Here is a 25,565-nt window from a genome sequence, read left to right on the forward strand (position 1 = left end):
CAGTGGTTTTTATTCATGCTAACGCGTTTCAGCCTCGGCTGTCAGCGCCAAAAAAGGCGTAAAAAAATCCGCGCGGGTCGCCCGGCGCGGATTTTTACAGCCATTAACGCATCAGATATCGATGTTCGCCGCTTTCAGGGCGTTTTCTTCGATAAAGGCGCGGCGCGGCTCAACCGCATCGCCCATCAGCGTGGTGAACAGCTGATCGGCAGCGATGGCGTCCTTGACGGTCACGCGCAGCATGCGGCGGCTTTCCGGATCCATGGTGGTTTCCCACAGCTGCTCCGGGTTCATCTCGCCCAGACCTTTATAACGCTGCACCGACAGGCCGCGGCGCGACTCTTTCACCAGCCACTCCAGCGCCTGCTCGAAGCTGTCTACCGGCTGACGGCGTTCGCCGCGCTCGATGAACGCGCCCTCTTCGATCAGCCCGCGCAGCTGCTCGCCCAGCTGGCAGATCTTGCGGTATTCACCGCCGTGGATGAAGTCGAAGTCCAGCTTGTAGTCGGTATCCACGCCGTGGGTGCGGATGCGCAGCGCCGGCTCGAACATCTGGCGTTCGCGGTTCTCGAAGATCACGAAGTCATAGCTGCTGCCGTGCTGCTCTTTGTCGTTCAGCGCCTGCACCAGCGACGCGATCCAGGTCTTCACCTTGGCTTCATCGCTGAGATCGCCTTCGTTCAGCGTCGGCTGATAGATCAGGCTGTTCAGCAGCGCGCGCGGGTAGCGGCGCTCCATGCGGCCGATCAGCTTCTGCACACCGTAGTGCTCGGCCACCAGTTTTTCCAACTGCTCGCCGCCGAGCGCCGGTGCGCTGGCGTTGGTGTGCAGCGTAGCGCCGTCCATCGCGATGGCGATCTGGTACTGATCCATCGCCTCGTCATCTTTGATGTACTGTTCCTGCTTGCCTTTCTTCACCTTGTACAGCGGCGGCTGTGCGATGAACACGTGGCCACGCTCGATGATTTCCGGCATCTGGCGGTAGAAGAAGGTCAACAGCAGCGTACGGATGTGCGAACCGTCGACGTCGGCATCGGTCATGATGATGATGCTGTGATAACGCAGCTTGTCCGGGCTGTACTCGTCGCGGCCGATGCCGCAACCCAGCGCGGTGATCAGCGTCGCCACTTCCTGCGAAGAGAGCATTTTGTCGAAACGCGCTTTCTCGACGTTGAGGATTTTCCCCTTCAGCGGCAAGATAGCCTGATTCTTGCGGTTGCGCCCCTGCTTGGCAGAGCCGCCCGCGGAGTCCCCTTCCACCAGGTACAGTTCGGACAGCGCCGGATCGCGTTCCTGGCAGTCCGCCAGCTTGCCCGGCAGGCCGGCCAGATCCAGCGCGCCTTTGCGGCGGGTCATCTCACGCGCTTTACGCGCCGCTTCGCGCGCGCGCGCCGCGTCGATGATTTTGCCGACCACGATTTTCGCGTCGCCCGGATTCTCCATCAGGTAATCCACCAGCTTCTCGTTCATCAGCGTTTCAACCGCGGTTTTCACCTCGGAAGAGACCAGCTTGTCCTTGGTCTGAGAGGAGAACTTCGGATCCGGCACCTTCACCGACACCACGGCGATCAGGCCTTCACGCGCATCATCGCCGGTGGCGCTGACCTTGGCCTTCTTGCTGTAGCCTTCCTTCTCCATGTAGCTGTTCAGCGTACGGGTCATCGCGGTACGGAAACCGACCAGGTGCGTGCCGCCGTCGCGCTGCGGAATGTTGTTGGTGAAGCAGTAGATGTTTTCCTGGAAACCGTCGTTCCACTGCAGCGCCACTTCCACGCCGATATCGTCTTTCACGGTCGAGAAGTAGAACACGTTCGGGTGGATCGGGGTTTTGTTCTTGTTCAGGTACTCGACAAACGCCTTGATGCCGCCTTCGTAATGGAAGTGGTCTTCACGGTCGGTGCGCTTGTCCTTCAGGCGGATGGACACGCCGGAGTTGAGGAAGGACAGCTCGCGCAGACGCTTGGCCAGAATGTCGTACTCGAATTCGGTCACATTGGTGAAGGTCTGGTGGCTCGGCCAGAAACGCACCATGGTGCCGGTCTGCTCGGTTTCGCCCACCACGTTCAGCGGCGCCTGCGGCTCGCCGTGGCTGTAAGTTTGTTCGTGCACTTTGCCTTCGCGGCGGATCACCAGCTCCAGTTTCTCCGACAGGGCGTTAACCACCGAGACGCCCACGCCGTGCAGGCCGCCGGAAACTTTATAGGAGTTGTCGTCGAATTTACCGCCGGCGTGCAGCACGGTCATGATGACCTCTGCGGCTGAAACCCCTTCTTCCGGGTGAATGCCGGTCGGAATGCCGCGGCCGTCATCCTGTACCGATACCGAGTTGTCGGCATGGATGGTGACCTGAATGTCACTACAGTGGCCCGCGAGCGCTTCGTCGATAGCGTTGTCCACAACCTCGAATACCATGTGGTGCAGACCGGTGCCGTCATCGGTATCGCCGATATACATGCCCGGGCGCTTGCGCACCGCATCCAGCCCTTTTAATACCTTGATACTTGAGGAGTCATAAGAATTCGACATCAACGTTTCTCGCTCATTTTAGTCCTGTGGTTGAACCTCTATTTTACCCTGTTCCACGCGGAACATCTTGCCCTTTTCACCGGCCATGTCGGTCACTTGTTCAGCGCTGACCGCGCTGACAAAAACCTGGGCCTGGGTGGCTTTCAGGCGATCGGCCAGCAACCGGCGACGGCCGGTGTCCAGCTCGGAGGCAAAATCATCAATCAGATACAGGCAACGCCGCCCGCTCTGCCGGGTGAGAAACTCACCCTGCGCCAAGCGCAACGCGCACATCAGCAGCTTGAGCTGACCGCGCGATAACAAATCCTCTACCGGCGTGCCGTCGGCACGAATGCGAAAGTCCGCTTTATGCGGCCCCACCGCGGTATAGGTCAACGCCCTGTCGCGCTCAAACTGGCGCTCCAGCAGCTCGCCGTAGTCGCTCTCTTTGTCCCAGCCGCGCTGGAAGGAGAAGCTCAGGGCAAACTCAGGCAGAAACTGCGCGCAGGTCGCGGTGATATCCGCGGCGATCGCGTCGCTGTATTCCGCCCGCCATTCGCTGATGCGCTCCGCGAGCGGGATCAGTTCCTGATCCCAGGCGCGGATCTGCGCATAGCGACTCACCTGGCGCAGCGCGGCATTGCGCTGCTTCAGTAACCGTTTCAGGTTGCTCCAGGCGGTGAAAAAACCGGGTTCGTTATGAAAACAGCCCCAGTCCAGGAAGGCGCGCCGGAATTTCGGCCCGCCGTTCAGCAGGGTAAAACCTTCGGGGGTGATCAGCTGCATGGGCAGCAGCTGCGCCAGCTCGGCCACCTTGTGGCCGTCGCTGCCATCGATGCGTACTTTGCTGTCACCCTGACGGCTCTTGCTCAATCCTACCGACAGCTCGCGCTCCGCGCCTTCGATGCGGCCGTGCAGCACGAACTCCGGTTGGTCGTGGCGAATGACCCGACCAGCCTGCAGGCTGCGAAAGGCGCGGCCATGGCCGAGCGTATACACCGCCTCCAGCACGCTGGTCTTGCCGCTGCCGTTGGCGCCGACCAGGAAGTTGAATCCCGGCGCCAGCGCCAAATCCGCCGCCTCGATATTGCGGAAATCTTTAATCAATAAACGCGTCAGAGCCATGCAATCTCTTTACCGATGACGGTGCTGTAATTCAAGGTAACGAGACTACAACCGCATTGGCATGACAACGTAGGCCGCCGCCTGGCTGGCGCCGTCTTCGATCTGCACGCTGGAGACCGAGTCGGTCAACAGCAGGCGCACGTCTTCACACTTGAGCGCGTTCAACACGTCCAGCACGTAGCTGACGTTGAAACCGATCTCCATCTCCGCGCCGTCGTAGCTGACGTCGAGGATCTCTTCCGCCTCTTCCTGCTCCGGGTTGTTGGCGGTGATCTTCAGCTGGTTCTGGCTGACGTACAGCCGCACGCCGCGGAATTTCTCGTTCGAGAGAATGGCCGCGCGGGCAAACGCCTGCTTGAGCAGATCGCAGCCGGCTTCCAGCGTTTTGTCCGGATTCTTCGGCAAGACGCGGCGATAGTCCGGGAAACGGCCGTCAACCAGCTTGGACGTGAAGATGAAATCGCCAACGTGGGCGCGGATGTTGTTGCTGCCGATCTGCAGCTGCAGCAGCGAATCGCCGCCGTCCAGCAGACGCACCAGTTCCATCACCCCTTTACGCGGCACGATCACCGAATGCGACGGCAGCTGCTGGCCGATCGGCATCGAGCACACCGCCAGGCGGTGGCCGTCGGTCGCGACGGTGCGCAGCTCTTCGCCTTCGGTTTCAAACAGCATGCCGTTCAGGTAGTAACGCACGTCCTGATGGGCCATCGAGAACTGGGTGGCTTCGATCAGGCGCTTCAGCGTCGCCTGCGGCAAGGTGAACTCCACCTCGCTCTGCCAGTCGTCCAGGTTCGGGAAGTCCGCCGCGGGCAGCGTGGACAGCGAGAAGCGGCTGCGGCCGGACCGCACCAACATGCGCTCGCTCTCCAGCGTGACGGCAATCTCCGCCCCTTCCGGCAGGCCACGGCAGATATCAAAGAATTTGCGCGCGGGCACAGTCGTCGCGCCCGGCTCGTGCGGCTGGGACAGGGCGACGCGCGCCACCATCTCCATCTCCAGATCGGTGCCGGTCAGCAGCAGGGAGCCTTCCGTCACCTGCAGCAGCAGGTTGCCCAGGATCGGCAAGGTCGGGCGGCCGCCCAGCGGGCTGCTCACCTGTTGCAGCGGTTTTAGCAGATGCTCACGTTCAACGATAAATTTCATAGCGCTATGAAGATAATGTTCTGATTAAATTGGAGAAATCTTCTTTGATGTCGTGACTTTCCTCACGCAACTGCTCGATCTTCCGGCAGGCGTGCAACACCGTGGTATGGTCGCGGCCACCAAACGCATCGCCGATTTCCGGCAGGCTGTGGTTGGTGAGTTCCTTCGCCAGCGCCATCGCCATCTGGCGCGGGCGGGCAACGGATCGCGAACGCCGCTTGGACAGCAAATCCGCGACTTTAATCTTGTAATACTCCGCCACCGTCTTTTGGATATTGTCGATGGTGACCAGCTTTTCCTGCAGCGCCAGCAGATCGCGCAGCGCTTCGCGCACGAAATCGATGGTGATGGCCCGGCCGGTAAAGTTGGCATTGGCGATCACGCGGTTCAGCGCCCCTTCGAGCTCACGCACGTTGGAACGCAGGCGCTTGGCGATGAAGAACGCCACTTCGCCCGGCAGGCGAATGTCGTTTTCGTCGGCCTTTTTCATCAGGATCGCCACGCGGGTTTCCAGCTCCGGCGGCTCGATCGCCACCGTCAGCCCCCAGCCGAAGCGGGACTTCAGACGATCTTCCACCCCGTTGATCTCTTTAGGGTAGCGATCCGAAGTCAGGATGATCTGCTGATTGCCTTCCAACAGGGCGTTAAAGGTATGGAAGAACTCTTCCTGCGAACGCTCCTTGTTGGCAAAGAATTGGATGTCATCGATCAGCAACGCGTCGACCGAACGGTAGTAGCGCTTAAACTCTTCGATGGCATTGTTCTGCAACGCTTTGACCATGTCCTGCACAAAGCGTTCCGAGTGCATGTAGACCACTTTGGCGTTGGCCTTGCGCGCCATGATGCCGTTGCCGACCGCGTGCAGCAGGTGAGTTTTACCCAGGCCGGTGCCGCCATACAGGAACAAAGGGTTGTAGGCGCCGCCCGGATTGTCCGCCACCTGGCGAGCCGCCGCGCGCGCCAGCTGGTTGGACTTACCCTCGACGAAGTTGTCGAAGGTGTGTTTAGGGTTGACGTTGGAGCGGTAAGAGAGCTCGGGCTGCGCCGCCGCGTTGTCCCAGCTCGGGCGCGAAGGCGCGGCCGTGCGCGCCGCCGGAGCCGCAGGGGCGCTGCTGACGCTGGCGGTCACGGTCTGGCTGATCACCTGCGTGATCGGCTTGCTGCCGACTTCAAAACGCAGCAAAGGCGCATCCGTGCCGCAGAAATCATTCAGCAGACCATTGATGTTGTTTAAGTACTTATCGCGAACCCAATCCAGCACAAAACGGTTAGGCGCGTACAGCGCCAGGGTGTTGTCACTCAGTTCCGCCTGCAATGGGCGAATCCACATACTAAATTCTGTGGCAGGTAACTCATCCTGCAATCGGGCAAGACACTGCTGCCAAAGCGAAAGTGACACGGCGGACTCCACTCGAACAAGATCAATAAAGAAAAGAAACGGGCAACTTTTTTATAACTCATGATTTTTGACACATACCCGGCATCGGCTGTTTGCCTGTGGGGGATGCGAACCGCCTTTCACGGTTTGTGTCCCTCACGATCCCGGCATGAGGGATCGCGATCGGAATGACGGATCATAGCGCAATCCGAGCAAGAGATCCTCCCCTTCCTCACAGATTAGATCCATTTTATCCACAGGCCGCGGCCGGCGGCGATCTTTTCGCCGCCAGCGCCGAATGACCGCGCAGATCCCGGCCGCTGCGCCGCGTTTTTTACATTGTCAACCGGTTATACCCTGTTATCCACGTCGGATCCTGGGATCGCGCGCAAAGGATCTCAAGGGGATCCTTGCGATTTCACCCCGAGTCCGTATAATCTTCGCCCTACGTGTGATACCTGGTTCCTTATGGTGCGTCATTAGCCAGACAGGATTCTGCGGTGACCACGGGCCAAGAGCGGATTTTGTTCCGTTATTGGCAGACAACCAGGTAGGCTGGCGCGATGCGAATTGACTCAGGACTGTACAATTATTACAATCCCGCTTCTTTATGTATTGCGATTGAGGCGTCGGTCATCTTCACGCCGAGTAGCCAAACGCGTTTACTGATCAGTAATTATTTTAAGTTTAGGTAGAAATCGCTATGAAACGCACTTTCCAACCGTCCGTATTGAAGCGCAACCGTAGCCACGGTTTCCGTGCTCGTATGGCCACCAAAAATGGTCGTCAAGTTCTGGCCCGCCGTCGTGCGAAAGGCCGTGCTCGTCTGACTGTTTCTAAGTAATAAAGCTAACCCGCTGAGTGGTTAAGCTCGCTTTTCCCAGGGAGTTACGTTTGTTAACTCCCACTCATTTCACTTTCGTCTTCCAGCAGCCACAACGGGCTGGCACGCCGCAAATCACCATCCTCGGCCGCCTGAACCAGCTGGGGCATCCCCGCATCGGTCTTACCGTCGCCAAAAAACACGTCAAACGCGCGCACGAGCGTAATCGGATCAAACGCCTAACCCGCGAAAGCTTCCGCCTGCGCCAGCACGAATTACCGGCGATGGATTTTGTCGTGGTGGCCAAAAAGGGGATAGCGGATTTGGATAACCGCGCGCTGACGGAAGCTTTGGATAAATTATGGCGTCGCCACTGTCGCCAGGCTCCCGCATCCTGATCGGGCTGGTGCGGGCCTATCAGCTCGTCATCAGCCCGCTGCTAGGGCCTCGTTGTCGCTTCCAGCCGACATGCTCTCATTACGCAATTGAGGCATTAAGCAGGTTTGGCATGATAAAAGGCAGTTGGTTAGCATTGAAACGCGTATTAAAATGCCACCCTTTGAACCCAGGTGGCGATGATCCGGTGCCGCCAAAAACCGACGATAACAGAGAACACTAACGATGGATTCGCAACGCAATCTTCTTCTCATCGCTCTGCTGTTCGTGTCTTTCATGATCTGGCAGGCATGGCAAACGGACAACGCTCCGCAGCCGGCCGCACAGACCACGCAACAGACTTCGAACGCAGTAGCCGGTGATGCCGCCAGCCAGGCCGTGCCAGCCAGTGGTCAGGGTAAGCTGATTACCGTGAACACCGACGTGCTGTCACTGACCATCAACACCCGTGGTGGCGATATCGAGCAGGCTAAACTGTTGGCCTACCCGGATACTCTGGGTTCATCGACTCCGTTCCAACTGCTGGAAACCACCCCGTCGTTCGTCTATCAGGCGCAAAGCGGCCTGACCGGTAAAAACGGCCCGGACAACCCGGCCAACGGCGAACGCCCGCTGTATCAGGCGGCGCAAGACAGCTACACCCTGCCGGAAGGCCAGGACGAGCTGCGCATCCCGCTGACCTACACCGGTAAAGACGGCGCGATCTACACCAAGACCTTCGTGCTCAAACGCAACCACTATGCGGTCGGCGTGGATTACAGCATCGACAACAAAGGCGCGACGCCGCTGGAGCTGACCCTGTTCGGCCAGCTGAAGCAGACCACCGAATTGCCTAAGCACCGTGACACCGGCAGCAGCAACTTCGCGCTGCACACCTTCCGCGGCGCGGCGTACTCGTCCAGCGAGGACAAGTACCAGAAATACGCGTTCGACAAAGACGAAAACCTGAGCGTCACCACCAAAGACGGTTGGGTTGCGATGCTGCAGCAGTACTTCGCCACCGCGTGGGTGCCAGCGACCAAGGGTGACAACACCTTCTACACCGCCAAACCGGGTGACAACCTGTCCACCATCGGCTTCAAATCTACACCGGTCGTGGTGCAGCCGGGCGCTCAGCAACAGCTGAACGCGACCCTGTGGGTCGGCCCGGAGCTGCAGGACCAGATGGCTCAGCTAGCGCCACACCTGGATCTGACCGTGGATTACGGTTGGCTGTGGTTCATCTCCCAGCCGCTGTTCAAACTGCTGAAGTTCATCCACGGCTTTATCGGTAACTGGGGCTTCTCCATCATCATCATCACCTTCATCGTGCGCGGCATCATGTACCCGCTGACCAAGGCGCAGTACACCTCGATGGCGAAAATGCGCATGCTGCAGCCGAAGCTGCAGGCGATGCGCGAACGCATCGGCGATGACAAACAGCGCATGAGCCAAGAGATGATGGCGCTGTACAAGGCGGAGAAAGTGAACCCGCTCGGCGGCTGTCTGCCGCTGATCATTCAGATGCCGATCTTCCTGGCGCTGTACTACATGCTGATGGGTTCGGTCGAACTGCGCCACGCGCCGTTCGCCCTGTGGATCCATGACCTGTCGGCGCAGGACCCGTACTACATCCTGCCAATCCTGATGGGCGTGACGATGTTCTTCATTCAGAAGATGTCGCCGACCACCGTAACTGACCCGATGCAGCAGAAAATCATGACCTTCATGCCGGTGATCTTCACAGTGTTCTTCCTGTGGTTCCCGTCCGGTCTGGTGCTGTACTACATCGTCAGCAACCTGGTGACCATCCTGCAGCAGCAGCTGATTTACCGTGGTCTGGAAAAACGCGGTCTGCACAGCCGCGACAAGAAAAAAAGCTAAGCGTAGTGTAGGGGTTCGGCGCGCCGACCCTTGCAGTCACACCAAAGGCGGTCATTAGACCGCCTTTTTGCATCTTAATCGTCAGAGAGAACCGTTATGAGCACCACCGATACCATCGTAGCCCAAGCCACCCCGCCGGGACGCGGCGGCGTCGGCATTCTGCGCATTTCCGGAAGCAAGGCCAAAGACGTCGCCCAGGCGTTGCTCGGCAAGCTGCCGAAGCCGCGCTACGCTGACTATCTGCCGTTCCGCGACGCCGCCGGTGCCACCCTCGATCAGGGCATCGCGCTGTGGTTTCCGGGGCCGAACTCCTTTACCGGCGAAGACGTGCTGGAACTGCAGGGCCACGGCGGGCCGGTGATCCTCGATCTGCTGCTCAAGCGCGTGCTGGCGCAGCCCGACGTGCGCATCGCGCGGCCGGGCGAGTTCTCCGAGCGCGCGTTTCTCAACGACAAACTCGATCTGGCGCAGGCCGAAGCGATCGCCGATCTGATCGACGCCAGCTCCGAGCAGGCGGCGCGTTCGGCGATGAACTCGCTGCAGGGCGCATTTTCCACCCGCATCCACCAGCTCGTGGAAGCGCTCACTCACCTGCGAATCTACGTGGAGGCGGCGATCGACTTCCCGGACGAGGAAATCGACTTCCTGTCCGACGGTAAAATCGAGGCGCAGCTCAACGACGTCATGGCGGATCTGGACAGCGTGCGCGGCGAAGCGCGCCAGGGCAGCCTGCTGCGCGAAGGGATGAAGGTGGTGATCGCCGGGCGCCCCAACGCCGGTAAATCCAGCCTGCTCAATGCGTTGGCCGGGCGCGAGGCGGCGATCGTCACCGATATCGCCGGCACCACCCGCGACGTCTTGCGCGAACATATCCATATCGACGGCATGCCGCTACACATCATCGACACCGCCGGCCTGCGCGACGCCAGCGACGAAGTGGAGCGTATCGGCATCGAACGTGCCTGGAACGAGATCGAACAAGCTGACAGGGTGCTGTTTATGGTGGACGGCACCACCACCGCCGCCACCGAGCCGGCGGAGATCTGGCCGGAGTTTATGGCGCGCCTGCCGGGCACGCTGCCGATCACCGTGGTGCGCAACAAAGCCGACATCACCGGTGAAACGCTGGGCCTGACGGAAGTGAATAACCACTCACTTATTCGCCTGTCGGCCCGCACCGGCGAAGGCGTCGATGTGCTGCGCGATCATCTGAAACAGAGCATGGGCTTCACCAGCAACATGGAAGGCGGCTTCCTGGCGCGCCGTCGCCACCTGCAGGCGCTGGAACTGGCGGCGCAGCATCTGGTGCAGGGCAAAGAACAGTTAGTGAGCGCTTACGCGGGCGAGCTGCTGGCCGAGGAACTGCGTCAGGCGCAGCTGGCCCTGAGCGAAATCACCGGCGAATTCACCTCCGACGACCTGCTGGGCCGCATTTTCTCCAGCTTCTGTATCGGTAAATAACGCGCTGCCAGAGGCCTTCACGGCCGGGATAAGCCCTTGTTCCGGCCGTTTTTCTTTCCCGCTCTCGCTCTGCGCGCTGGCTCACAGCGCCGCCGCAACTGCCCGCGATATACTGGACGGTCAGGTGTCTTTCTCAGGAACGAGTCAACATGGCGTTAACCCTCAAGGTATTGCTGGAAAACCGCCGCGCCGCCGGCGCCAACCCGCTATTGCAGGCCAAGGCCGGGTTAAGCCTGCTGATTGAAGACGAGACGACCTCCATACTGTTCGACACCGGCCCCGACGACAGCTTCCTGCGCAATGCGGCGCTGATGGGCGTCGATCTCTCCCGCATCACCGCGACGGTGCTCTCCCACGGCCACTATGACCACTGCGGCGGCGTCGCCTGGCTGCCGGACAACAGCCGCATCATCTGCCATCCCCAAATCGGTGATGAACGCTATGCGGCGCTGAAGGTGCTGGGCCACACCCACAAAATCAAAAAGCTCTCTTTGGACATCGACTACTCGCGCCATAACATGAACTACAGCCGCGAGCCGCTGGCGATCGGCGATCGCTTTATGTGGTCAGGTGAAATCGCCGTGCCCGCACCGCGCGCCTACGGGGTGATTACCGGGGAAAACGCGGCGGTGGATTACGTTATCGACGAAGGGGTGCTGATTTACAAATCGAATCGCGGTCTGGTGATCGTGACCGGCTGCGGGCATCGCGGGATCGTGAATATTGTGCGCCACTGCCAGAAAATCACCGGTATCGATCGGATCCACGCCTTGATTGGCGGTTTTCATCTGCGTTGCGCTTCTCCGCGTACCCTCTGGCGCGTCCGCCGTTTTTTGCGCCAGCATCAGCCGGAAAAGATTATGGGCTGCCACTGTACCGGCGCCTGGGGCCGGCTATGGCTGCCGGAAGGGATCGCGCCGGCCACCGGCGATACGCTGATTCTGGCTTAGACGTACCGCTTTACACGAATAGCGTCGCTATCACCGCGATGCCGCAGCACAGCACCGCTATTCCCACCATCTTTTGCCGGCCGTCGCCCCGCTGTAAAAAATACAGTGATGGGATGAAAAAGACGGTCATCACGATAACGGGTATCGACCAGCTTGAGATGATCTTGATGATGCTCGGATTAATCGTGCCGATAAGCGTACAGACAACAATGTTCCCCGCGATGATGCCTTTTTTTCCCGCCATGCCGAAGGACGTAATACCGTCGATGACCCCGGTCAAGGTGCCGATATAAGCGCCGCCGGTGAGCAAGCACAGCAGCAGGGCTGCGCCTAACCACGCCATCGAGTTACCGGTCAAACCTGCGGTATAAAACAGCGAATCCACATTGCGGCCGTTAATGATCGAGATATCATCCAACGTCAGCAAGCGACTGATAGCGATAACGATCATGGCGATAAACGCCAGGATCAGTATCTTGCCGAACAGAATACTGCGCGCCTGCGGCCGCACGGCACTTTGCGCAAACCGCTGGATACACGGGGTAAAGTTAAACGTAAAAAGAAAAATAGGCAGCAGCACCAACGTTTGCAATGAAATGTTCGGCGGCGCAGGCGCCCGCTGAGCCCCTGCAGGTTGTAACAGGAAAAACAGCGTAAGGATCGCCACCAGCACGATAGAAACCAGTGCCATTCTGGAGATCAAGTGCTCGATTCGCTGGCTAAATGCCAGCCATGCGGCCGACAGCGCCGCACTCAGCAACAGCGAAACACCGCCCCGAACCCAAAATCCATCGTGGAGAAAAGACGCGACCACGTTAACCAGGGTGATGAAATTTATCAGCACGATAATGATCATCGACAGAATAAACAGCACACAGACGATTGCCGCCGCCCGCTCACCGATAAACGTCGACGATGCCGCCAGGAAATCTTTCTGCGGGTGCGAGATGATGAATTTGAAAAAAAGATAGTGCGCCATCATCGATACCGACATGGCGATGACGATAAACAGCATGAACGCCTTCATCCCCAGCACGCCCGGCCCCACCGCCTGAGGCAAAAAGAAAATCCCGGCGCCGAATGCCGTGGAGAAGAAAGTGACTGGCCAATACAGGTGTGAAATTTTCATGATAATGCTCGACCATCATGGCTATGCAGCGACACATAGCCAGCTGGCACAAAAAATGTCATTCAAAACAGGATTTGCCGAAGAAAACCAGTAAGGAAGGCAAGGAAAAGTTATCGTAAAAAGTCGCGGCCGCGCGATAGCCGTTAAGTACGTTAACGCGTGAACACAGCGGAAAAACGCCAATATGCGACGTGTAATTATCGAAGACTTTATTAGAGGAAATACGATACCGAATAGCCCTGAACGTCGCGGCATTGCCCGCCGCACAGGTCGGTTTATTTTCCTTGATGATATCGAACTCGTGCTCTCCCACCGTCATCTTCACATTACCGTCTTGGCGCTGAAAATACGCCTCTTTATCCATACGGTTTTTAATGTGGCGTTTAAAGCGATCCGCCATGTTTTTCTCACTGACATAAAATGCATTGATATCAATGTTATGACGTTGATTCGACGCCAGAATGTAGTCGTTTATTTTTTCTGGAATAATATACGGCGATGTCGCCATCCTCCTGAATTCGTTAGCGCCGTCTATCTCGCTGCCATCGTTTTTTTCCATATAGAAATCATTTATTTCCATCAAGAAGTCAGGCTGAACGTTGAGCTGTCGGATGGATTCGGCTATGTAGTCAATGCAGAATCGCGCGGACTTTTCCACTTCACTGCTGACAGAAAAACGATCGTCCAAATTAACCACGGTATGCCCGCCGGAAATCACCACCTTATCCGTCAAAAAAGACGATGCCAGCGCGATGAGCTCTTCGAGGTTATTATTTGAAACCTCATTGTTGACGACCTCAATGATTCCATTCTGATCGGCCTTGTAGACGATAAAGCGATCTTCGCCCTTCCAACCTTTTTTGCAGTTGCATTTATATTCTTTAAAAACAACACGTTCAGCTGTCTTATAAAATTCGGCGCTTTGCAGCGGCATTAACTCGAGATCTGGCATGCCCTTCTTCCCTATTCGTAGCCAATGACGCCAACTTTTTATAACAATAGCTAATGTAAATTTAGTGATCTGACTCCGATAATTAACAAACACACAGATAAAATAGGGCTTTTGTGGCTTTAGTCACATTTCCAAGTTTAGGTTATTTTAACCATTTTTATTTTGTGGTTTTATGTTTCCAACAAACGAATGCGGAGAGGTGGGCGAGTGGTTTAAGCCAGATTTAAGAAACTAACCGTTTCTTAAATCCACACGAGTTATCGTGTCGTAGGTTCGAATCCTGCTCTCTCCGCCAACTCTTTCTTGTCTGATAGCTACTTTTATAGGCTCATTGGACGCCGTCGATTCGGATGTGGTTGGTTTCGGAACTGATTAATTTTGTGCACGCACCTATTCAGGTCCGTACGATCTTCTCCCCCCGCCTATACAGCGCAAAGCCAACAAATCGGATAAAACGCATAGTGTTTTTTGATGATAAATCCTCAACTTAGTCTTAATCTAACACCCCTGCGTTCTTAGCGACCCTCTGTCATGGAGCGAACAATGGCGTGTCATTTTGCCCGATGGACCCCGGCCTCCGCCGTCCTGGATACCCAGAGACTCTCCGACGAAGTGATTGCCGCCACCCGCACCTTTTCCGTTAAGCGCCGCACGCGCTACCTGCAAGGGCGCATTCTGCTCGCCGAAATGATGTTCTACCTGTACGGCCTACCGACGCTTCCCCCTATAGCTACCACGCCGACCGGCCGCCCCTGCTTCGCCGATCATCAGCTGCCCGATTTTAGCCTCGCCTACGCCAGCAACACCGTGGGCGTGCTGCTCAGCGACGAAGGCAAAGTCGGACTGGATATCGAAGTAATGCGGGCGCGCGGCAGCCGGCAAAGCGCGCTGCAGAACGCGCACCAGACGCCGGCGGAAAGCGCCTGGATCGGCGCGCAGGACGATCGGCTGGAGGCGGAGACTCAGCTGTGGAGCATTCGGCAAAGCGTGCTGAAAATTTCCGGCCTCGGCAACAGCGGCCAGTCTACGCTGCGTCTGCATCCCTTCTCCGGTCACCTGCGCTCCAGCGCCACGCCGGACGTTCAGGTGATGAGCGACGCCGACGAATATCTGAGCTGGGCCTGCGCCGGCAGCCCCGTGCTGGATCGCCTGCTGTGCTGGCGCTACGAAGAGCGCGGCGGCCTGCACAAAGAGGGGGAAATCTCGCCGCGCAGCCCGGCGGCATCCTCACGCTTCGTTAAACTGACGGGCCTGAAGACGCCAGGTTGACGCGGCGCAAAGCGGATAACGCGGTCTTTACCGCACGAGTTACTGGATTAAATTGTAAAGACAGCTAAATGTTGAGCAATCGCCTATTCTCGACCCGCGCTTTAGCCTACTATTCGCCCATGTTGTACGCTGAATCTGCTCATTCGAAAGGGAGAATCACCATGTCAGACCAAGCCTTAAAAATCGTCACTCTACTCGGCAGCCTGCGCAAAGGCTCCTACAACGCCATGGTGGCCCGCGCCCTGCCTGGCCTGGCCCCGCAGGGCGTCACCATTGAAGCGCTGCCCTCCATCCGCGATATCCCGCTGTACGACGCCGACATGCAACAGAGTGAAGGCTTCCCTGCCGCGGTCGAGGCGATCGCCGAGCAGATCCGCCAGGCCGACGGCGTGATCATCGTCACCCCCGAATATAACTATTCCGTACCCGGCGGGTTGAAGAACGCCATCGACTGGCTGTCTCGCGTACCGAATCAGCCGCTGGCCGGCAAGCCGGTCGCCATTCAAACCAGCTCAATGGGGCCGATCGGCGGCGCGCGCTGCCAATACCATCTGCGCCAGATCCTGGTGTTCCTCGATGCGATGGTAATGAACAAGCCTGAGTTTATGGGCGGCGTGATCCAGAGCAAGGTCGATGAACAGGCCGGTGAACTGAGCGATCAGGGAACGCTGGATTTCCTGACCGGCCAGCTGTCCGCGTTCAGCGATTTTATTCGCCGCGTGGAGTGAAGGTCTCGCGGCGCCCGCTGGGCGCCGCAACAGGACATGACGTCCGTCAATTTATTGAAATTAAAGCCATAGCATCATGTATTTTTTCATTTTAGCGTTATTTTTCGTTTCCATCACCAGTCCCGCTTTCGCCGCAGACATGCGTTATCCCGCCGGTGAAGAGCCGCTGGAGCTGCCAGCGCACAGCGCGCTCAACGCCCAACTGTCGCGTTCCGCGCAAACCCAGGAAGACAAAAAGCTCGGCGCCATGTCGCTGTACCTGACGCTGATGCGCGAAGACGGCCGCAACGTCTGGGCGCCCTACCAACTGGCGGTGTCGTCGGCGGAGAAAGGGCAAACCGAACTGGCGGAGCGTTACCTGCAGCTGAGCGCCGACCGCGGCCTGTGGTACTACTACAACCTGCTGGAGGACGACGCCTTCAACAGCATCCAACACTCCGCCACTTACCAATCCATTTTGGCCGCCACCAAAGCGCGCTATCTGCAGCACGCCCGTCAGTATGAAGGCAAAGCCAGCTACGCGGTGCCGGACGGCGAAGCGCCGCCCGCAGGCTGGCCAACGGTGATCTTCCTGCATACCTACGGCAAAGCCGCCGCCATCAGCCCCGAGGAGCGGCTGCTGTTCGGCGAAATGGGCGTGGCCTACATCGAGATCAACGGCACGCAGATGCTGTCGGAAAACAGCTTCCGCTGGTCAAATTACAGCGACGAGAGCACCCAAACCGCCCTGCAGCGCACGGTGCAACAGCTGGCTCCGCAGCTAAAGCTGGATCCCCGGCGGATTTACCTCAGCGCCCGCGGCCAGGGCGCGCTGCATGCCGCTAACCTGCTCGCGAAGTACCCGCAGTTTTACGCCGGCGCGCTCCTGATCGCCCCCCACGGCGAAATCAAGCCGGCCCAGCAGTCGCTGGCGGCGAAAAAGAAAATCGTGATGGCGTATTACGATCGGCAGACCTTCAGCGAGCAGGCGCTGGCGTTGCACTTCGCCAATCTGTTCGGGGAGGATAATCAGGTGCAGACGCTGCACTTTGCCCAGGGAGAGGATGCCGCCGGCAGCTGGCAGGCGCGCTTCAGACGGCCGTTGCAGTGGGTGTTGGATCAGGCGCCGGATGCGACGCCGGGCGTCTAGGGATTCAGGGCCGACCGCCGTCGGCCCTTTGGCTGTCAATGGCCGTCGACGAAGACGATCTTCAGCACGAACAGCAGCGCCACCACCACCACGCACGGGCTGATTTCACGCCAGCGGCCGGTACCCAGCTTCATCACGCAGTAGGAGATAAAGCCGAGCGCAATGCCTTCGGTGATCGAGAAGCTGAACGGCATCATCACCGCAGTGACAAACGCCGGTACCGCTTCGGTCAGATCGTCCCATTTCACCCGCGCCAGGCTGGAGGTCATCAGCACGCCGACGTAGATCAGCGCGCCGGCGGCGGCATACGCCGGCACCATGCCCGCCAGCGGCGACAGGAAGATCACCAGCAGGAACAGCAGGCCGGTGACCACCGCCGTCAAACCGGTGCGGCCGCCGACGGCGACGCCGGACGAGCTTTCGATATAAGCGGTTACGGAAGAGGTGCCCGCCAGCGAACCGGCCACTGAGCTGATGCTGTCAACGTACAGCGCCTGCTTCATGCGTGGGAACTTGCCCTGGTTGTCGGTCAGACCGGCTTTATCGGTGACGCCGATCAGGGTGCCGGAGGAGTCGAACAGGTTCACCAGCATAAACGAGAAGATGACCCCGGCCAGCCCGATGTTCAGCGCGCCGGCCACGTCGACCTGGCCCACGACCGAGGTAATGCTCGGCGGCAGCGAGAACAGGCCGCCGTATTTCACGTCGCCCAGCATCCAGCCGATCAGGGTGGTGACCACGATCGACACCAGCACCGCCGCGTGGAAGTTACGCGAAGAGAGCACGGCGATGATGAAGAAGCCGAGCGCCCCCAGCAGCACGTTGTGCGAGGTCAGGCTGCCGATGGTCACCAGGGTGTCCGGGTTGGCCACCACGATGCCGGCGTTTTTCAGCCCCATCATGCCGATGAACAGGCCGATGCCGCTGGTGATGCCGACCCGCAGGCTGACCGGAATGTTGGCGATCATCCAGTAGCGAATGCGGAAAATGGTCAGCAGCAGCAGGCCGACCGCGCCCCAGAAGATGGCGCCCATGCCCACCTGCCAGGAGATGCCCATCGCCCCGACCACCACGAAGGCGAAGAAAGCGTTCAGCCCCATCGCCGGCGCCAACGCCACCGGCAGGTTCGCCAGCAGGCCCATAAAGATGCTGCCGAAGGCGGCGATCAAACAGGTGGTGACAAATACCGCCTGGGTATCCATGCCCGCCGCGCCTAAAATTTGCGGGTTAACGAACACGATATACACCATGGTGAGGAAGGTGGTGATACCGGCAATCGTTTCCGTACGCGCCGTCGTGCCATGTTGCTTGAGTTTAAACACGCGCCCAAGCAAGCCTTGCTCAGCGTCAAGGCCAGATACTGGTTTGGTCATTATCAGAATTCCGAAAATGGGAATGGACAGTCGCCGGCTATCCTATAACAAAAAGTGAGGCTTTTGACGTCGGTCACAGGTTTTTTTCGCCGTCTTTACGGCTAAACGTGTCAACGGCTTGTATTTACAGACATTCATCCCCCGACCATCCGCTGCGTTGCCGTTTGTCGGCACGGCCGATAAAATGGCCTATCGTCCCATCTTTCCCTATCCGTTAACAAACAGGAATCCGCATGTCTTCGACCTTTATCGATAAGCTGGCGTTGATCGCGCTGAAAGATGACAAAGTGGCGCTGGTGCGCTCACACAACAAGACGCTGTTTTATATGCCAGGCGGAAAGCGCGAAGCGGGTGAAACCGACGAACAGGCGCTGTGCCGCGAAATCGACGAAGAGCTGACCGTCGCGCTGCAGCCGAACTCCATCGCGTTTTACGGCGAGTTCTCCGGCCCGGCAGACGGCAAGCAGGACGGCACCCAGGTGCGCATTCGCTGCTACCAGGCCGGCTTTACCGGGCAGTTGCAGCCGGCCGCCGAAATCGCCGAGCTGAAGTGGTGCGACAGCCGCGATCTGCCGCAGTGCTCACACGTCGCCGCGCTGATTTTGCACGATCTCAAGGCGCGTAACCTGATCAAGTGATCGCTGAGTCGCCTCAGCGGCGTTAACCCAAGGAACCTGTCCCGCATGAATCAGATTGACTGCATTTTGTTCGACTGCGACGGCACGCTGGTGGACAGCGAAGTGCTGTGCAGCAAAGCCTATGTGCACATGTTCGCCCGCTACGGCATTCATCTGTCGCTGGAAGAGGTGTTCAAGAAATACAAAGGGGTGAAGCTGTACGAGATCATCGATCGGGTCAACGCCGAGCAGGGCACTGACCTGGCAAAAGAGACGCTGGAGCCGCTGTATCGGCAGGAAGTGGCGCGGCTGTTCGACAGCGAGCTGCAGCAGATTGCCGGCGCCCGCGAGCTGCTGGCGCAGGTGACGGTGCCAGTTTGCACCGTCTCCAACGGGCCGGTCAGCAAGATGCAGCACTCGCTCGGCCTGACCGGCATGCTGCCTTATTTTGATGACCGGTTGTTCAGCGGCTATGACATTCAGCGCTGGAAGCCGGATCCGGCGATCGTGTTTCACGCCGCCGAACAGATGCGGGTGCCGGTGACGCGCTGCATCCTGGTGGACGATTCACCCGCCGGCGCGCAGGCCGGCATCAATGCCGGCATCCCGGTCTTTTACTTCTGCGCCGATCCGCATAACCCGCCGATCGATCACCCGCTGGTGACAACGTTTGACGACCTGGCTCAATTGCCCGCGCTGTGGCGCGAACGCGGCTGGCGGCTGACGGCCGATTAACTGGCCGGCAACGGCGGCTTGTTGCGCCACCAGCGCCAGGACCGCTTCAGCGCGCGGGTTTGCGCGCCGAAGCGGCGGTTGACCGCATTGGCCAGCAGATCGAGCGCCAGGCAAAACACGAAATAGACCAGCGCCACGAACAGGAACACTTCCATCGGGTAGACCATGCTGCGGTTGTTGACCTGGGTCGCCAGGAAGGTCAGTTCGCCAACGCCGACGATATAAGCCAGCGAAGTGTCTTTGATCAGGGAGATCCACTGGTTGATGAACGACGGCACCATCATGCGCAGCGCCTGCGGCAGCACGATCATGCGCAGCGTCTGCCAGCGGGTCAGCCCCAGAGAGAGCCCGGCCTGCCACTGGCCGGGGCCGATGGCGGCGATGCCGGCTTTCACCGCATGGGCCAGATAGGCCGAGGCGATCAGCGCCAGCGCGCACACGACGGTGGTGATTTCCGGGATCTCGACGCCAAACACCATCGGCAGCAGGAAATAGGTCCAGAAGATCAGCATGATGACCGGAATGGCGCGGAAAAAGCCCAACACCGCCGCCAGCAGTCCGGCGGCGACGCCGCGCGACATCGCCAGCGCCACGCCGAGTAAAGTGCCGAGCACCGCCGAGGCCACGCCTGCCATCAGGCTGATCGCCAACGTCAGCGCCGCGCCACCCAGCGGCCCGTCCGGCCAGGTGCCCCACAGCAGGTAACCCAGGTTGTCGTGAATCACGCTGAAATCCATCTCAATGCCCTCCCAGCGGTTTACGCTGTTGTCGCCACATGCCCCAGCCTTCCAGCAGCGCGATGATGGCGATATACAGTACCGTCGCCACGCCGAACGCCTGGAAGGTGCGCAGGGTTTCGGTTTCGACCTGACGCGAGGCGTAAGAGAGTTCGGCTACGCCGATCGCCATGGTCAGCGACGAGTTCTTGATCACGTTCATGTATTGCCCCAGCAGCGGCGGCAGCGCGATTTTCAGCGCCTGCGGCAACACCACGTAGCGCATCGCCTGCCAGCCGGTCAGCCCCAGCGCCTGAGCGGCATATTTCTGCCCGCCGGCGACGCCGCGAATGCCGGAACGGATCTCTTCGGCGATAAAGGCGGTGGAGTAGAGCGTCAGGCCGAAGAAACCGGCGAGAAACTCGAACGACGGCCACTCAAGCGGGCCGATCTGATGGGTGCTGTTCAGCCACTGCATGGCGGCGGACGGCAAGATCTGCCCGGCGGCGAAGTACCAGAAGAACAGCTGCACCAGCAGCGGCGTATTGCGAAACAGCGAACTGTACCCCATCGCCAGCCAGCGCAACGGCCGCAGGCTGCTGTCGCGCATCGCCGCCAGCACAAAGCCCAGCAGCGTAGCCGCCAGCCCCGCGCAGGCGGAAAGCCACAGCGTCAGCAGAAAGCCGTGCCACAGCCAGCTCAGGTATTGCGGCGCCAGCAGCCAGTCCAGGTTCATGTTCAATCCTTGTCTTGCAGAATGCATCAGGGGCGCAGCAAGCTGCGCCCCTCCGTACCGATCTCACCGCGCGCGGTTAAATCAGGCTTTCGGTTGCTGATCCAAAGGCGCGATTTTGAAATCGCCGCGCGGCTGGGCGGATTGGGTTTCCGGCCCGAACCAGCGATCGTAAATCTTAACCGCTTCGCCGTCTTTTTCCAGCTTGATCAGCGTCTCGTTCACCGCGGCGGTCAGGCGATCTTCACCCTTGGGAATGCCCACGCCCTGATACTCTTTGGTCAGGCTGAACGGCGAAATTTCAAACTCCGCCTTTTGCGCCGCCGGCAGGTTGCCGAGCAGGCCGACCAGCTTGGCGTCGTCCTGAGTGATCGCCTGCACGTTGCCGTTACGCAGCGCCACGAACGCCAGCGGGGTATCATCGTAGGAGATCACTTTCGCCGTCGGGAAACGCTCGCGCAGGGTGATTTCCTGCACCGTGCCCTTGTCCGCGCCGATGCGCAGCTTCTTGATGTCTTCCGGCGTTTTCAACACGCCTTTGCGGGCGATGAATTTCTGGCCGGTGGCGAAATACGGCACGCTGAAGTTAACTTCCTTGGCGCGCTCGTCGGTAATGGTGAAGTTGGCGGCAATCAGGTCAACCTTCTTCGACACCAGCAGCGGAATGCGGTTGGCCGGGTTGGTGGCGCGTAGCTCCACTTTCACCCCCAGCGCTTTGCCGATCGCGTCGGCGACATCCACATCGTAGCCCACCAGCTTCTTGCTCTGCGGATCGATGTAACCGAACGGCGGATTGCTGTCGAACACCGCGATGCGCACCACGCCGGCTTGCTTGATATCGTCAAGTTTGTCCGCGTGCGCGGCGCCGGCGGCGAGGCCGGTCAGACTGGCTAACAACGTTAAGGCCAAAGCGCGATGTTTCATAGAGAGCTCCTAAGTGGTTGATGTCCTGCTGGCGGATAAGCTAGCAAGCGCCACATAGGTCAGGAAATAATATAAAAAGCTATATTTATAACCTTTTTATCTTTACGCGCTTAAGATGGAATAAAGGCGCGAGAAACCGCGCCTTGGAAGGATATTACCCGGAAAGGGTTAGTCGTCTTTTTCGTCTTTACCGCCCGGAGAGAGCAGCTTTTCCAGGGCGTCGCCGCCCAAATGACGGAAATCCTGTCCTTTGACGAAATAGAAGATAAATTCGCAGATATTCTGGCAGCGATCGCCGATACGCTCGATAGAGCGGGCGCAGAACAGCGCGGTCAGCACGCTCGGAATGGTGCGCGAATCTTCCATCATGTAGGTCATCAGCTGACGCACGATGCCTTCATATTCCTGATCGACCTTTTTATCTTCCCGGTAAATACGGATCGCTTCATCCAGATCCATGCGCGCGAACGCGTCCAGCACGTCGTGCAGCATCTGCACGGTGTGGCGCCCCAGCGACTCCAGGCTGACCAGCAGCGGCTGGTGCTGGTGCGAGAACTTCTCCAGCGCGGTGCGGCAGATCTTGTCCGCCACGTCGCCGATACGTTCCAGTTCGGAAATGGTTTTGATGATCGCCATCACCAGACGCAGATCGCTGGCGGTCGGCTGGCGCTTGGCGATAATGCGCACGCAGGCTTCGTCGATCGCCACTTCCATCATGTTGACCTTGGCGTCGCCTTCGATCACGCGCTTGGCCAGCTCGCCATCCTGATTGTGCATCGCGGTGATGGCGTCGGTCAGCTGCTGCTCCACCAGCCCGCCCATGGTCAGCACCTGGGTGCGGATATGCTCGAGCTCTGCGTTGAACTGGCCGGAAATGTGTTTGTTTAAATTCAGGTTATCCATGATGCTTCCTATCAACCATAACGGCCAGTGATGTAGTCTTCAGTCTGCTTTTTCTGCGGCGCAGTGAACAGGTTATCAGTATCACTGAACTCGATCAGCTCGCCCAGATACATAAATGCGGTAGAGTCGGAGCAGCGCGCCGCCTGCTGCATGTTGTGCGTCACAATCACCACGGTGTAATCGGCCTTCAGCTCGCTGATCAGCTCTTCAATCTTGCCGGTGGAGATCGGATCCAGCGCCGAGCAAGGCTCATCCAGCAGCAGCACTTCCGGACGAATGGCGATGCCGCGGGCGATACACAGACGCTGCTGCTGGCCTCCGGAGAGGCTGTAGCCGCTCTGGTGCAGCTTGTCCTTGGTTTCGTTCCACAGCGCCGCCTTGGTCAGCGCCCACTGCACGCGCTCGTCCATATCGGCGCGCGACAGCTTTTCAAACAGGCGAACGCCGAAGGCGATGTTGTCGTAAATCGACATCGGGAACGGCGTCGGCTTTTGGAACACCATGCCGACCTTGGCGCGCAGCAGCGCGATATCCGAGTTGTCGGTCAGGATGTTCTGGCCGTCCAGCAGGATGCCGCCTTCCGCACGCTGTTCCGGGTACAGCTGGTACATCTTGTTGAAGGTGCGCAGCAGGGTGGATTTGCCGCAGCCGGACGGGCCGATAAACGCGGTGACCTTGTTCTTGGCGATATCCAGCGTGATGTTCTTCAGCGCATGGAATTTGCCGTAGTAGAAGTTCAGATCGCGTACCTGAATTTTGCTGCTGGAAGCGTCAGTAACCATACTCATCAAGACTTCTCTCTTTTCATCAGCGCCGCCAAAGCGGCGCTCAAAATTTTATGAATGCTTTTTCTTGGCGAAAATTACGCGCGCCAGGATATTCAGTAACAGTACGCACAGGGTGATCAACAGCACCCCGGCCCAGGCCAGCTGCTGCCATTCGGCGAACGGGCTCATGGCGAATTTGAAGATGGTCACCGGCAGGTTGGCGATCGGCTGCATCAGGTCGGTGCTCCAGAACTGGTTCGACAGCGAGGTGAACAGCAGCGGCGCCGTTTCCCCCGCGATGCGCGCAATCGCCAGCAGCACGCCGGTGATGATGCCGGACACCGATGCCTTCAGCGTGATAGCGGAAATCATGCGCCATTTCGGCGTGCCCAGGGCATAGGCGGCCTCGCGCAGCGTATCCGGCACCAGCTTCAGCATGTTCTCGGTGGTGCGAATGACGATCGGCACCTGCAGCAGCGCCAGCGCCACGATGCCGGCCCAACCGGAGAAGTGTTCCATCTTCGCCACCACGATGGTGTAAACGAACAGGCCCACCACGATCGACGGTGCGGAGAGCAGAATGTCGTTGATAAAGCGGATCACTTCCGCCAGCCAGGATTTACGGCCGTATTCCGCCAGGTAGATGCCAGCCATGATGCCCAGCGGCGTACCGAAGAGGGTCGCCCACAGGATCAACAGCCCGCTGCCGGCGATGGCGTTGGCCAGGCCGCCGCCCGCGGTGTTCGGCGGCGGAGTCATTTCGGTGAACAACGCCAGCGACATGCCGTCGAAGCCTTTGGTGACGGTGGCGATCAGGATCCAGATCAGCCAGAACAACCCGAACGCCATGGTCGCCATCGACAGGAACAGCGCGAGGCGGTTTTTCTTCCGGCGCCAGGCCTGCATTTTGCGGCGGCTTTCCGCCAGAACGACTGCGTTTTGCATATCCATCGTCGCCATGTTAACGCCCCTCATTCTTGGCCAGACGCATGATCATCAGTTTCGACAGCGCCAGCACGATAAAGGTGATAACAAACAGAATCAGGCCCAGCTCCATCAACGCGGCGGTGTGCACGCCGGACTCGGCTTCGGCGAATTCGTTGGCCAGCGCCGAGGTGATGCTGTTGCCCGGCATGTACAGCGAAGCGCTGTCGAGCTGGTAGGTGTTGCCGATGATAAAGGTCACCGCCATGGTTTCCCCCAGCGCGCGGCCCAGGCCCAACATCACGCCGCCGATGACGCCGTTTTTGGTGAACGGCAGCACGATGCGCCAGATGACTTCCCAGGTGGTGCAGCCGATACCGTAGGCCGACTCTTTCATCATTACCGGGGTCTGTTCGAACACGTCGCGCATCACCGCAGCAATGTAAGGAATGATCATGATCGCCAGGATCACCCCGGCGGCCAGGATGCCGATGCCGAAGGCCGGGCCGGAGAACAGCTCGCCGACGATTGGAATGCCCGACAGTACTTCGCCCACCGGCGTCTGGAAGTATTCGGCGAACAGCGGGGCGAACACGAACAGGCCCCACATGCCGTAGACGATGCTCGGAATGGCCGCCAGCAGCTCAATGGCGATGCCCAGCGGCCGCTTCAACCAGTTCGGCGCCAGTTCGGTCAGGAACAGCGCGATGCCGAAACTCACCGGCACGGCGATAATCAGCGCGATGAGCGAGGTGACCACGGTGCCGTAGATCGGCACCAGCGCGCCGAACTGCTCCGCCGGCGCGTCCCACTCTTTGGTCCACAGGAACGCAAAGCCGAATTTCTGCATGCTTGGCCAGGAGGCGAAGATCAGCGAAACGATGATGCCACCCAGCAACAATAGGGTAATCAGCGCAGCCAGTCTCACCAGCGCGCTGAAAATGATGTCACCGTTTTTGCCCGGTGCTTTGATGGTCGGCTTGTACTCAGCCATAGATTACTCTCTGTTTGAACCCTGG

General features: G+C 59.0%; 25 protein-coding genes and 1 pseudogene. 12 read left to right on the forward strand and 14 right to left on the reverse strand.

All coding sequences use genetic code 11. The annotated features are described in order from the left end of the window. Positions 1-111: 111 nt before the first annotated feature. The 4 genes from gyrB to dnaA are packed head-to-tail and all read right to left on the reverse strand — an operon-like array spanning position 112 to position 6,175. The gene (gyrB, locus tag ACJ8IJ_RS21280) at positions 112-2,526 is read right to left on the reverse strand and encodes a DNA topoisomerase (ATP-hydrolyzing) subunit B (RefSeq protein ID WP_004933898.1); all 2,415 of its coding nucleotides are present in this window, start codon (positions 2,524-2,526) and stop codon (positions 112-114) included. 18 nt (positions 2,527-2,544) lie between these two features. Continuing rightward, on the reverse strand, positions 2,545-3,630 hold the full coding sequence (recF, locus tag ACJ8IJ_RS21285) for a DNA replication/repair protein RecF (RefSeq protein WP_004933895.1): 1,086 nt from the start codon (positions 3,628-3,630) through the stop codon (positions 2,545-2,547). 45 nt (positions 3,631-3,675) lie between these two features. Then, positions 3,676-4,776, reverse strand: a complete 1,101-nt coding sequence (gene dnaN, locus ACJ8IJ_RS21290) for a DNA polymerase III subunit beta (protein WP_004933892.1) — start codon at positions 4,774-4,776, stop codon at positions 3,676-3,678. Between the two features lie 4 nt (positions 4,777-4,780). Then, complete coding sequence (gene dnaA, locus ACJ8IJ_RS21295) at positions 4,781-6,175, reverse strand: chromosomal replication initiator protein DnaA (protein ID WP_004933889.1); 1,395 nt, start codon at positions 6,173-6,175, stop codon at positions 4,781-4,783. Between the two features lie 682 nt (positions 6,176-6,857). Here dnaA and rpmH point away from each other — a divergent pair. The 6 genes from rpmH to ACJ8IJ_RS21325 all read left to right on the forward strand — a co-directional run bounded on the left by rpmH (position 6,858) and on the right by ACJ8IJ_RS21325 (position 11,647). After that, positions 6,858-6,998, forward strand: coding sequence for a 50S ribosomal protein L34 (gene rpmH, locus ACJ8IJ_RS21300; protein WP_000831330.1), 141 nt, complete (start codon positions 6,858-6,860; stop codon positions 6,996-6,998). A 17-nt stretch (positions 6,999-7,015) separates the two neighbouring features. Further along, on the forward strand, positions 7,016-7,375 hold the full coding sequence (gene rnpA, locus ACJ8IJ_RS21305) for a ribonuclease P protein component (RefSeq protein WP_004933883.1): 360 nt from the start codon (positions 7,016-7,018) through the stop codon (positions 7,373-7,375). Next, positions 7,339-7,596, forward strand: coding sequence for a membrane protein insertion efficiency factor YidD (yidD, locus tag ACJ8IJ_RS21310; RefSeq protein WP_004933881.1), 258 nt, complete (start codon positions 7,339-7,341; stop codon positions 7,594-7,596). The genes rnpA and yidD overlap by 37 nt, the downstream gene beginning before the upstream one ends. 2 nt (positions 7,597-7,598) lie before the next feature. Then, positions 7,599-9,236 carry a membrane protein insertase YidC gene (gene yidC, locus ACJ8IJ_RS21315; RefSeq protein ID WP_004933876.1) on the forward strand — a complete coding sequence of 546 codons (1,638 nt, stop codon included), beginning with the start codon at positions 7,599-7,601 and terminating at the stop codon, positions 9,234-9,236. A 96-nt stretch (positions 9,237-9,332) separates the two neighbouring features. After that, the gene (mnmE, locus tag ACJ8IJ_RS21320; RefSeq protein ID WP_442518866.1) at positions 9,333-10,697 is read left to right on the forward strand and encodes a tRNA uridine-5-carboxymethylaminomethyl(34) synthesis GTPase MnmE; all 1,365 of its coding nucleotides are present in this window, start codon (positions 9,333-9,335) and stop codon (positions 10,695-10,697) included. 149 nt (positions 10,698-10,846) lie between these two features. Further along, on the forward strand, positions 10,847-11,647 hold the full coding sequence (locus ACJ8IJ_RS21325; protein ID WP_442518865.1) for an MBL fold metallo-hydrolase: 801 nt from the start codon (positions 10,847-10,849) through the stop codon (positions 11,645-11,647). A 10-nt stretch (positions 11,648-11,657) separates the two neighbouring features. Here ACJ8IJ_RS21325 and ACJ8IJ_RS21330 read toward each other — a convergent pair whose 3' ends face one another. Together ACJ8IJ_RS21330 and ACJ8IJ_RS21335 are read right to left on the reverse strand one after the other, a co-directional pair. Next, positions 11,658-12,776, reverse strand: coding sequence for a threonine/serine transporter (locus ACJ8IJ_RS21330; protein ID WP_286093680.1), 1,119 nt, complete (start codon positions 12,774-12,776; stop codon positions 11,658-11,660). A gap of 58 nt (positions 12,777-12,834) precedes the next feature. After that, a complete protein-coding gene (locus ACJ8IJ_RS21335; RefSeq protein ID WP_351108115.1) occupies positions 12,835-13,728 on the reverse strand; it encodes a hypothetical protein in 894 nt (297 codons plus the stop codon). A gap of 193 nt (positions 13,729-13,921) precedes the next feature. Between ACJ8IJ_RS21335 and ACJ8IJ_RS21340 the strand changes: the two are divergent. The 4 genes and pseudogenes from ACJ8IJ_RS21340 (at position 13,922) to ACJ8IJ_RS21355 (ending at position 16,854) form a co-directional block, all read left to right on the forward strand. Next, positions 13,922-14,023: pseudogene (locus tag ACJ8IJ_RS21340) on the forward strand. A gap of 248 nt (positions 14,024-14,271) precedes the next feature. Continuing rightward, the gene (locus tag ACJ8IJ_RS21345; RefSeq protein WP_442518864.1) at positions 14,272-14,997 is read left to right on the forward strand and encodes a 4'-phosphopantetheinyl transferase family protein; all 726 of its coding nucleotides are present in this window, start codon (positions 14,272-14,274) and stop codon (positions 14,995-14,997) included. Between the two features lie 161 nt (positions 14,998-15,158). Further along, entirely contained in the window at positions 15,159-15,725 is a 567-nt protein-coding gene (locus ACJ8IJ_RS21350) for an NADPH-dependent FMN reductase (protein WP_131165260.1), read from the forward strand. Positions 15,726-15,801: 76 nt separating this feature from the next. After that, entirely contained in the window at positions 15,802-16,854 is a 1,053-nt protein-coding gene (locus ACJ8IJ_RS21355) for a hypothetical protein (RefSeq protein ID WP_273890256.1), read from the forward strand. A gap of 35 nt (positions 16,855-16,889) precedes the next feature. Here ACJ8IJ_RS21355 and ACJ8IJ_RS21360 read toward each other — a convergent pair whose 3' ends face one another. Then, a complete protein-coding gene (locus tag ACJ8IJ_RS21360; RefSeq protein ID WP_004933851.1) occupies positions 16,890-18,227 on the reverse strand; it encodes an NCS2 family permease in 1,338 nt (445 codons plus the stop codon). A 233-nt stretch (positions 18,228-18,460) separates the two neighbouring features. Here ACJ8IJ_RS21360 and ACJ8IJ_RS21365 point away from each other — a divergent pair, with 233 nt between their 5' ends. Both ACJ8IJ_RS21365 and yieH read left to right on the forward strand, forming a co-directional pair. Continuing rightward, positions 18,461-18,865, forward strand: a complete 405-nt coding sequence (locus ACJ8IJ_RS21365; protein WP_015376140.1) for an NUDIX hydrolase — start codon at positions 18,461-18,463, stop codon at positions 18,863-18,865. Positions 18,866-18,910: 45 nt separating this feature from the next. Then, a complete protein-coding gene (gene yieH, locus ACJ8IJ_RS21370) occupies positions 18,911-19,579 on the forward strand; it encodes a 6-phosphogluconate phosphatase (RefSeq protein WP_044030161.1) in 669 nt (222 codons plus the stop codon). Here yieH and ACJ8IJ_RS21375 read toward each other — a convergent pair. The 7 genes from ACJ8IJ_RS21375 to pstC all read right to left on the reverse strand — a co-directional run bounded on the left by ACJ8IJ_RS21375 (position 19,576) and on the right by pstC (position 25,540). Continuing rightward, positions 19,576-20,316 carry an amino acid ABC transporter permease gene (locus tag ACJ8IJ_RS21375; protein WP_004933841.1) on the reverse strand — a complete coding sequence of 247 codons (741 nt, stop codon included), beginning with the start codon at positions 20,314-20,316 and terminating at the stop codon, positions 19,576-19,578. The two genes, yieH and ACJ8IJ_RS21375, sit on opposite strands and share 4 nt — an antisense overlap. A gap of 1 nt (position 20,317) precedes the next feature. Further along, on the reverse strand, positions 20,318-21,031 hold the full coding sequence (locus ACJ8IJ_RS21380; RefSeq protein ID WP_004933838.1) for an amino acid ABC transporter permease: 714 nt from the start codon (positions 21,029-21,031) through the stop codon (positions 20,318-20,320). An 81-nt stretch (positions 21,032-21,112) separates the two neighbouring features. Then, positions 21,113-21,952, reverse strand: a complete 840-nt coding sequence (locus tag ACJ8IJ_RS21385) for an ABC transporter substrate-binding protein (RefSeq protein WP_019455482.1) — start codon at positions 21,950-21,952, stop codon at positions 21,113-21,115. 168 nt (positions 21,953-22,120) lie between these two features. Continuing rightward, entirely contained in the window at positions 22,121-22,855 is a 735-nt protein-coding gene (phoU, locus tag ACJ8IJ_RS21390; RefSeq protein WP_004933833.1) for a phosphate signaling complex protein PhoU, read from the reverse strand. Between the two features lie 11 nt (positions 22,856-22,866). Then, positions 22,867-23,637 carry a phosphate ABC transporter ATP-binding protein PstB gene (pstB, locus tag ACJ8IJ_RS21395; protein WP_016929614.1) on the reverse strand — a complete coding sequence of 257 codons (771 nt, stop codon included), beginning with the start codon at positions 23,635-23,637 and terminating at the stop codon, positions 22,867-22,869. 54 nt (positions 23,638-23,691) lie between these two features. Beyond that, complete coding sequence (gene pstA, locus ACJ8IJ_RS21400; RefSeq protein WP_442518863.1) at positions 23,692-24,582, reverse strand: phosphate ABC transporter permease PstA; 891 nt, start codon at positions 24,580-24,582, stop codon at positions 23,692-23,694. Between the two features lies 1 nt (position 24,583). Further along, positions 24,584-25,540 carry a phosphate ABC transporter permease PstC gene (pstC, locus tag ACJ8IJ_RS21405; RefSeq protein WP_004933822.1) on the reverse strand — a complete coding sequence of 319 codons (957 nt, stop codon included), beginning with the start codon at positions 25,538-25,540 and terminating at the stop codon, positions 24,584-24,586. Positions 25,541-25,565 lie beyond the last annotated feature (25 nt).

Origin of the sequence: Serratia sp. CY40230, from assembly GCF_052168835.1 — a bacterium.
In the GTDB taxonomy this organism is placed as follows: domain Bacteria; phylum Pseudomonadota; class Gammaproteobacteria; order Enterobacterales; family Enterobacteriaceae; genus Serratia; species Serratia nematodiphila.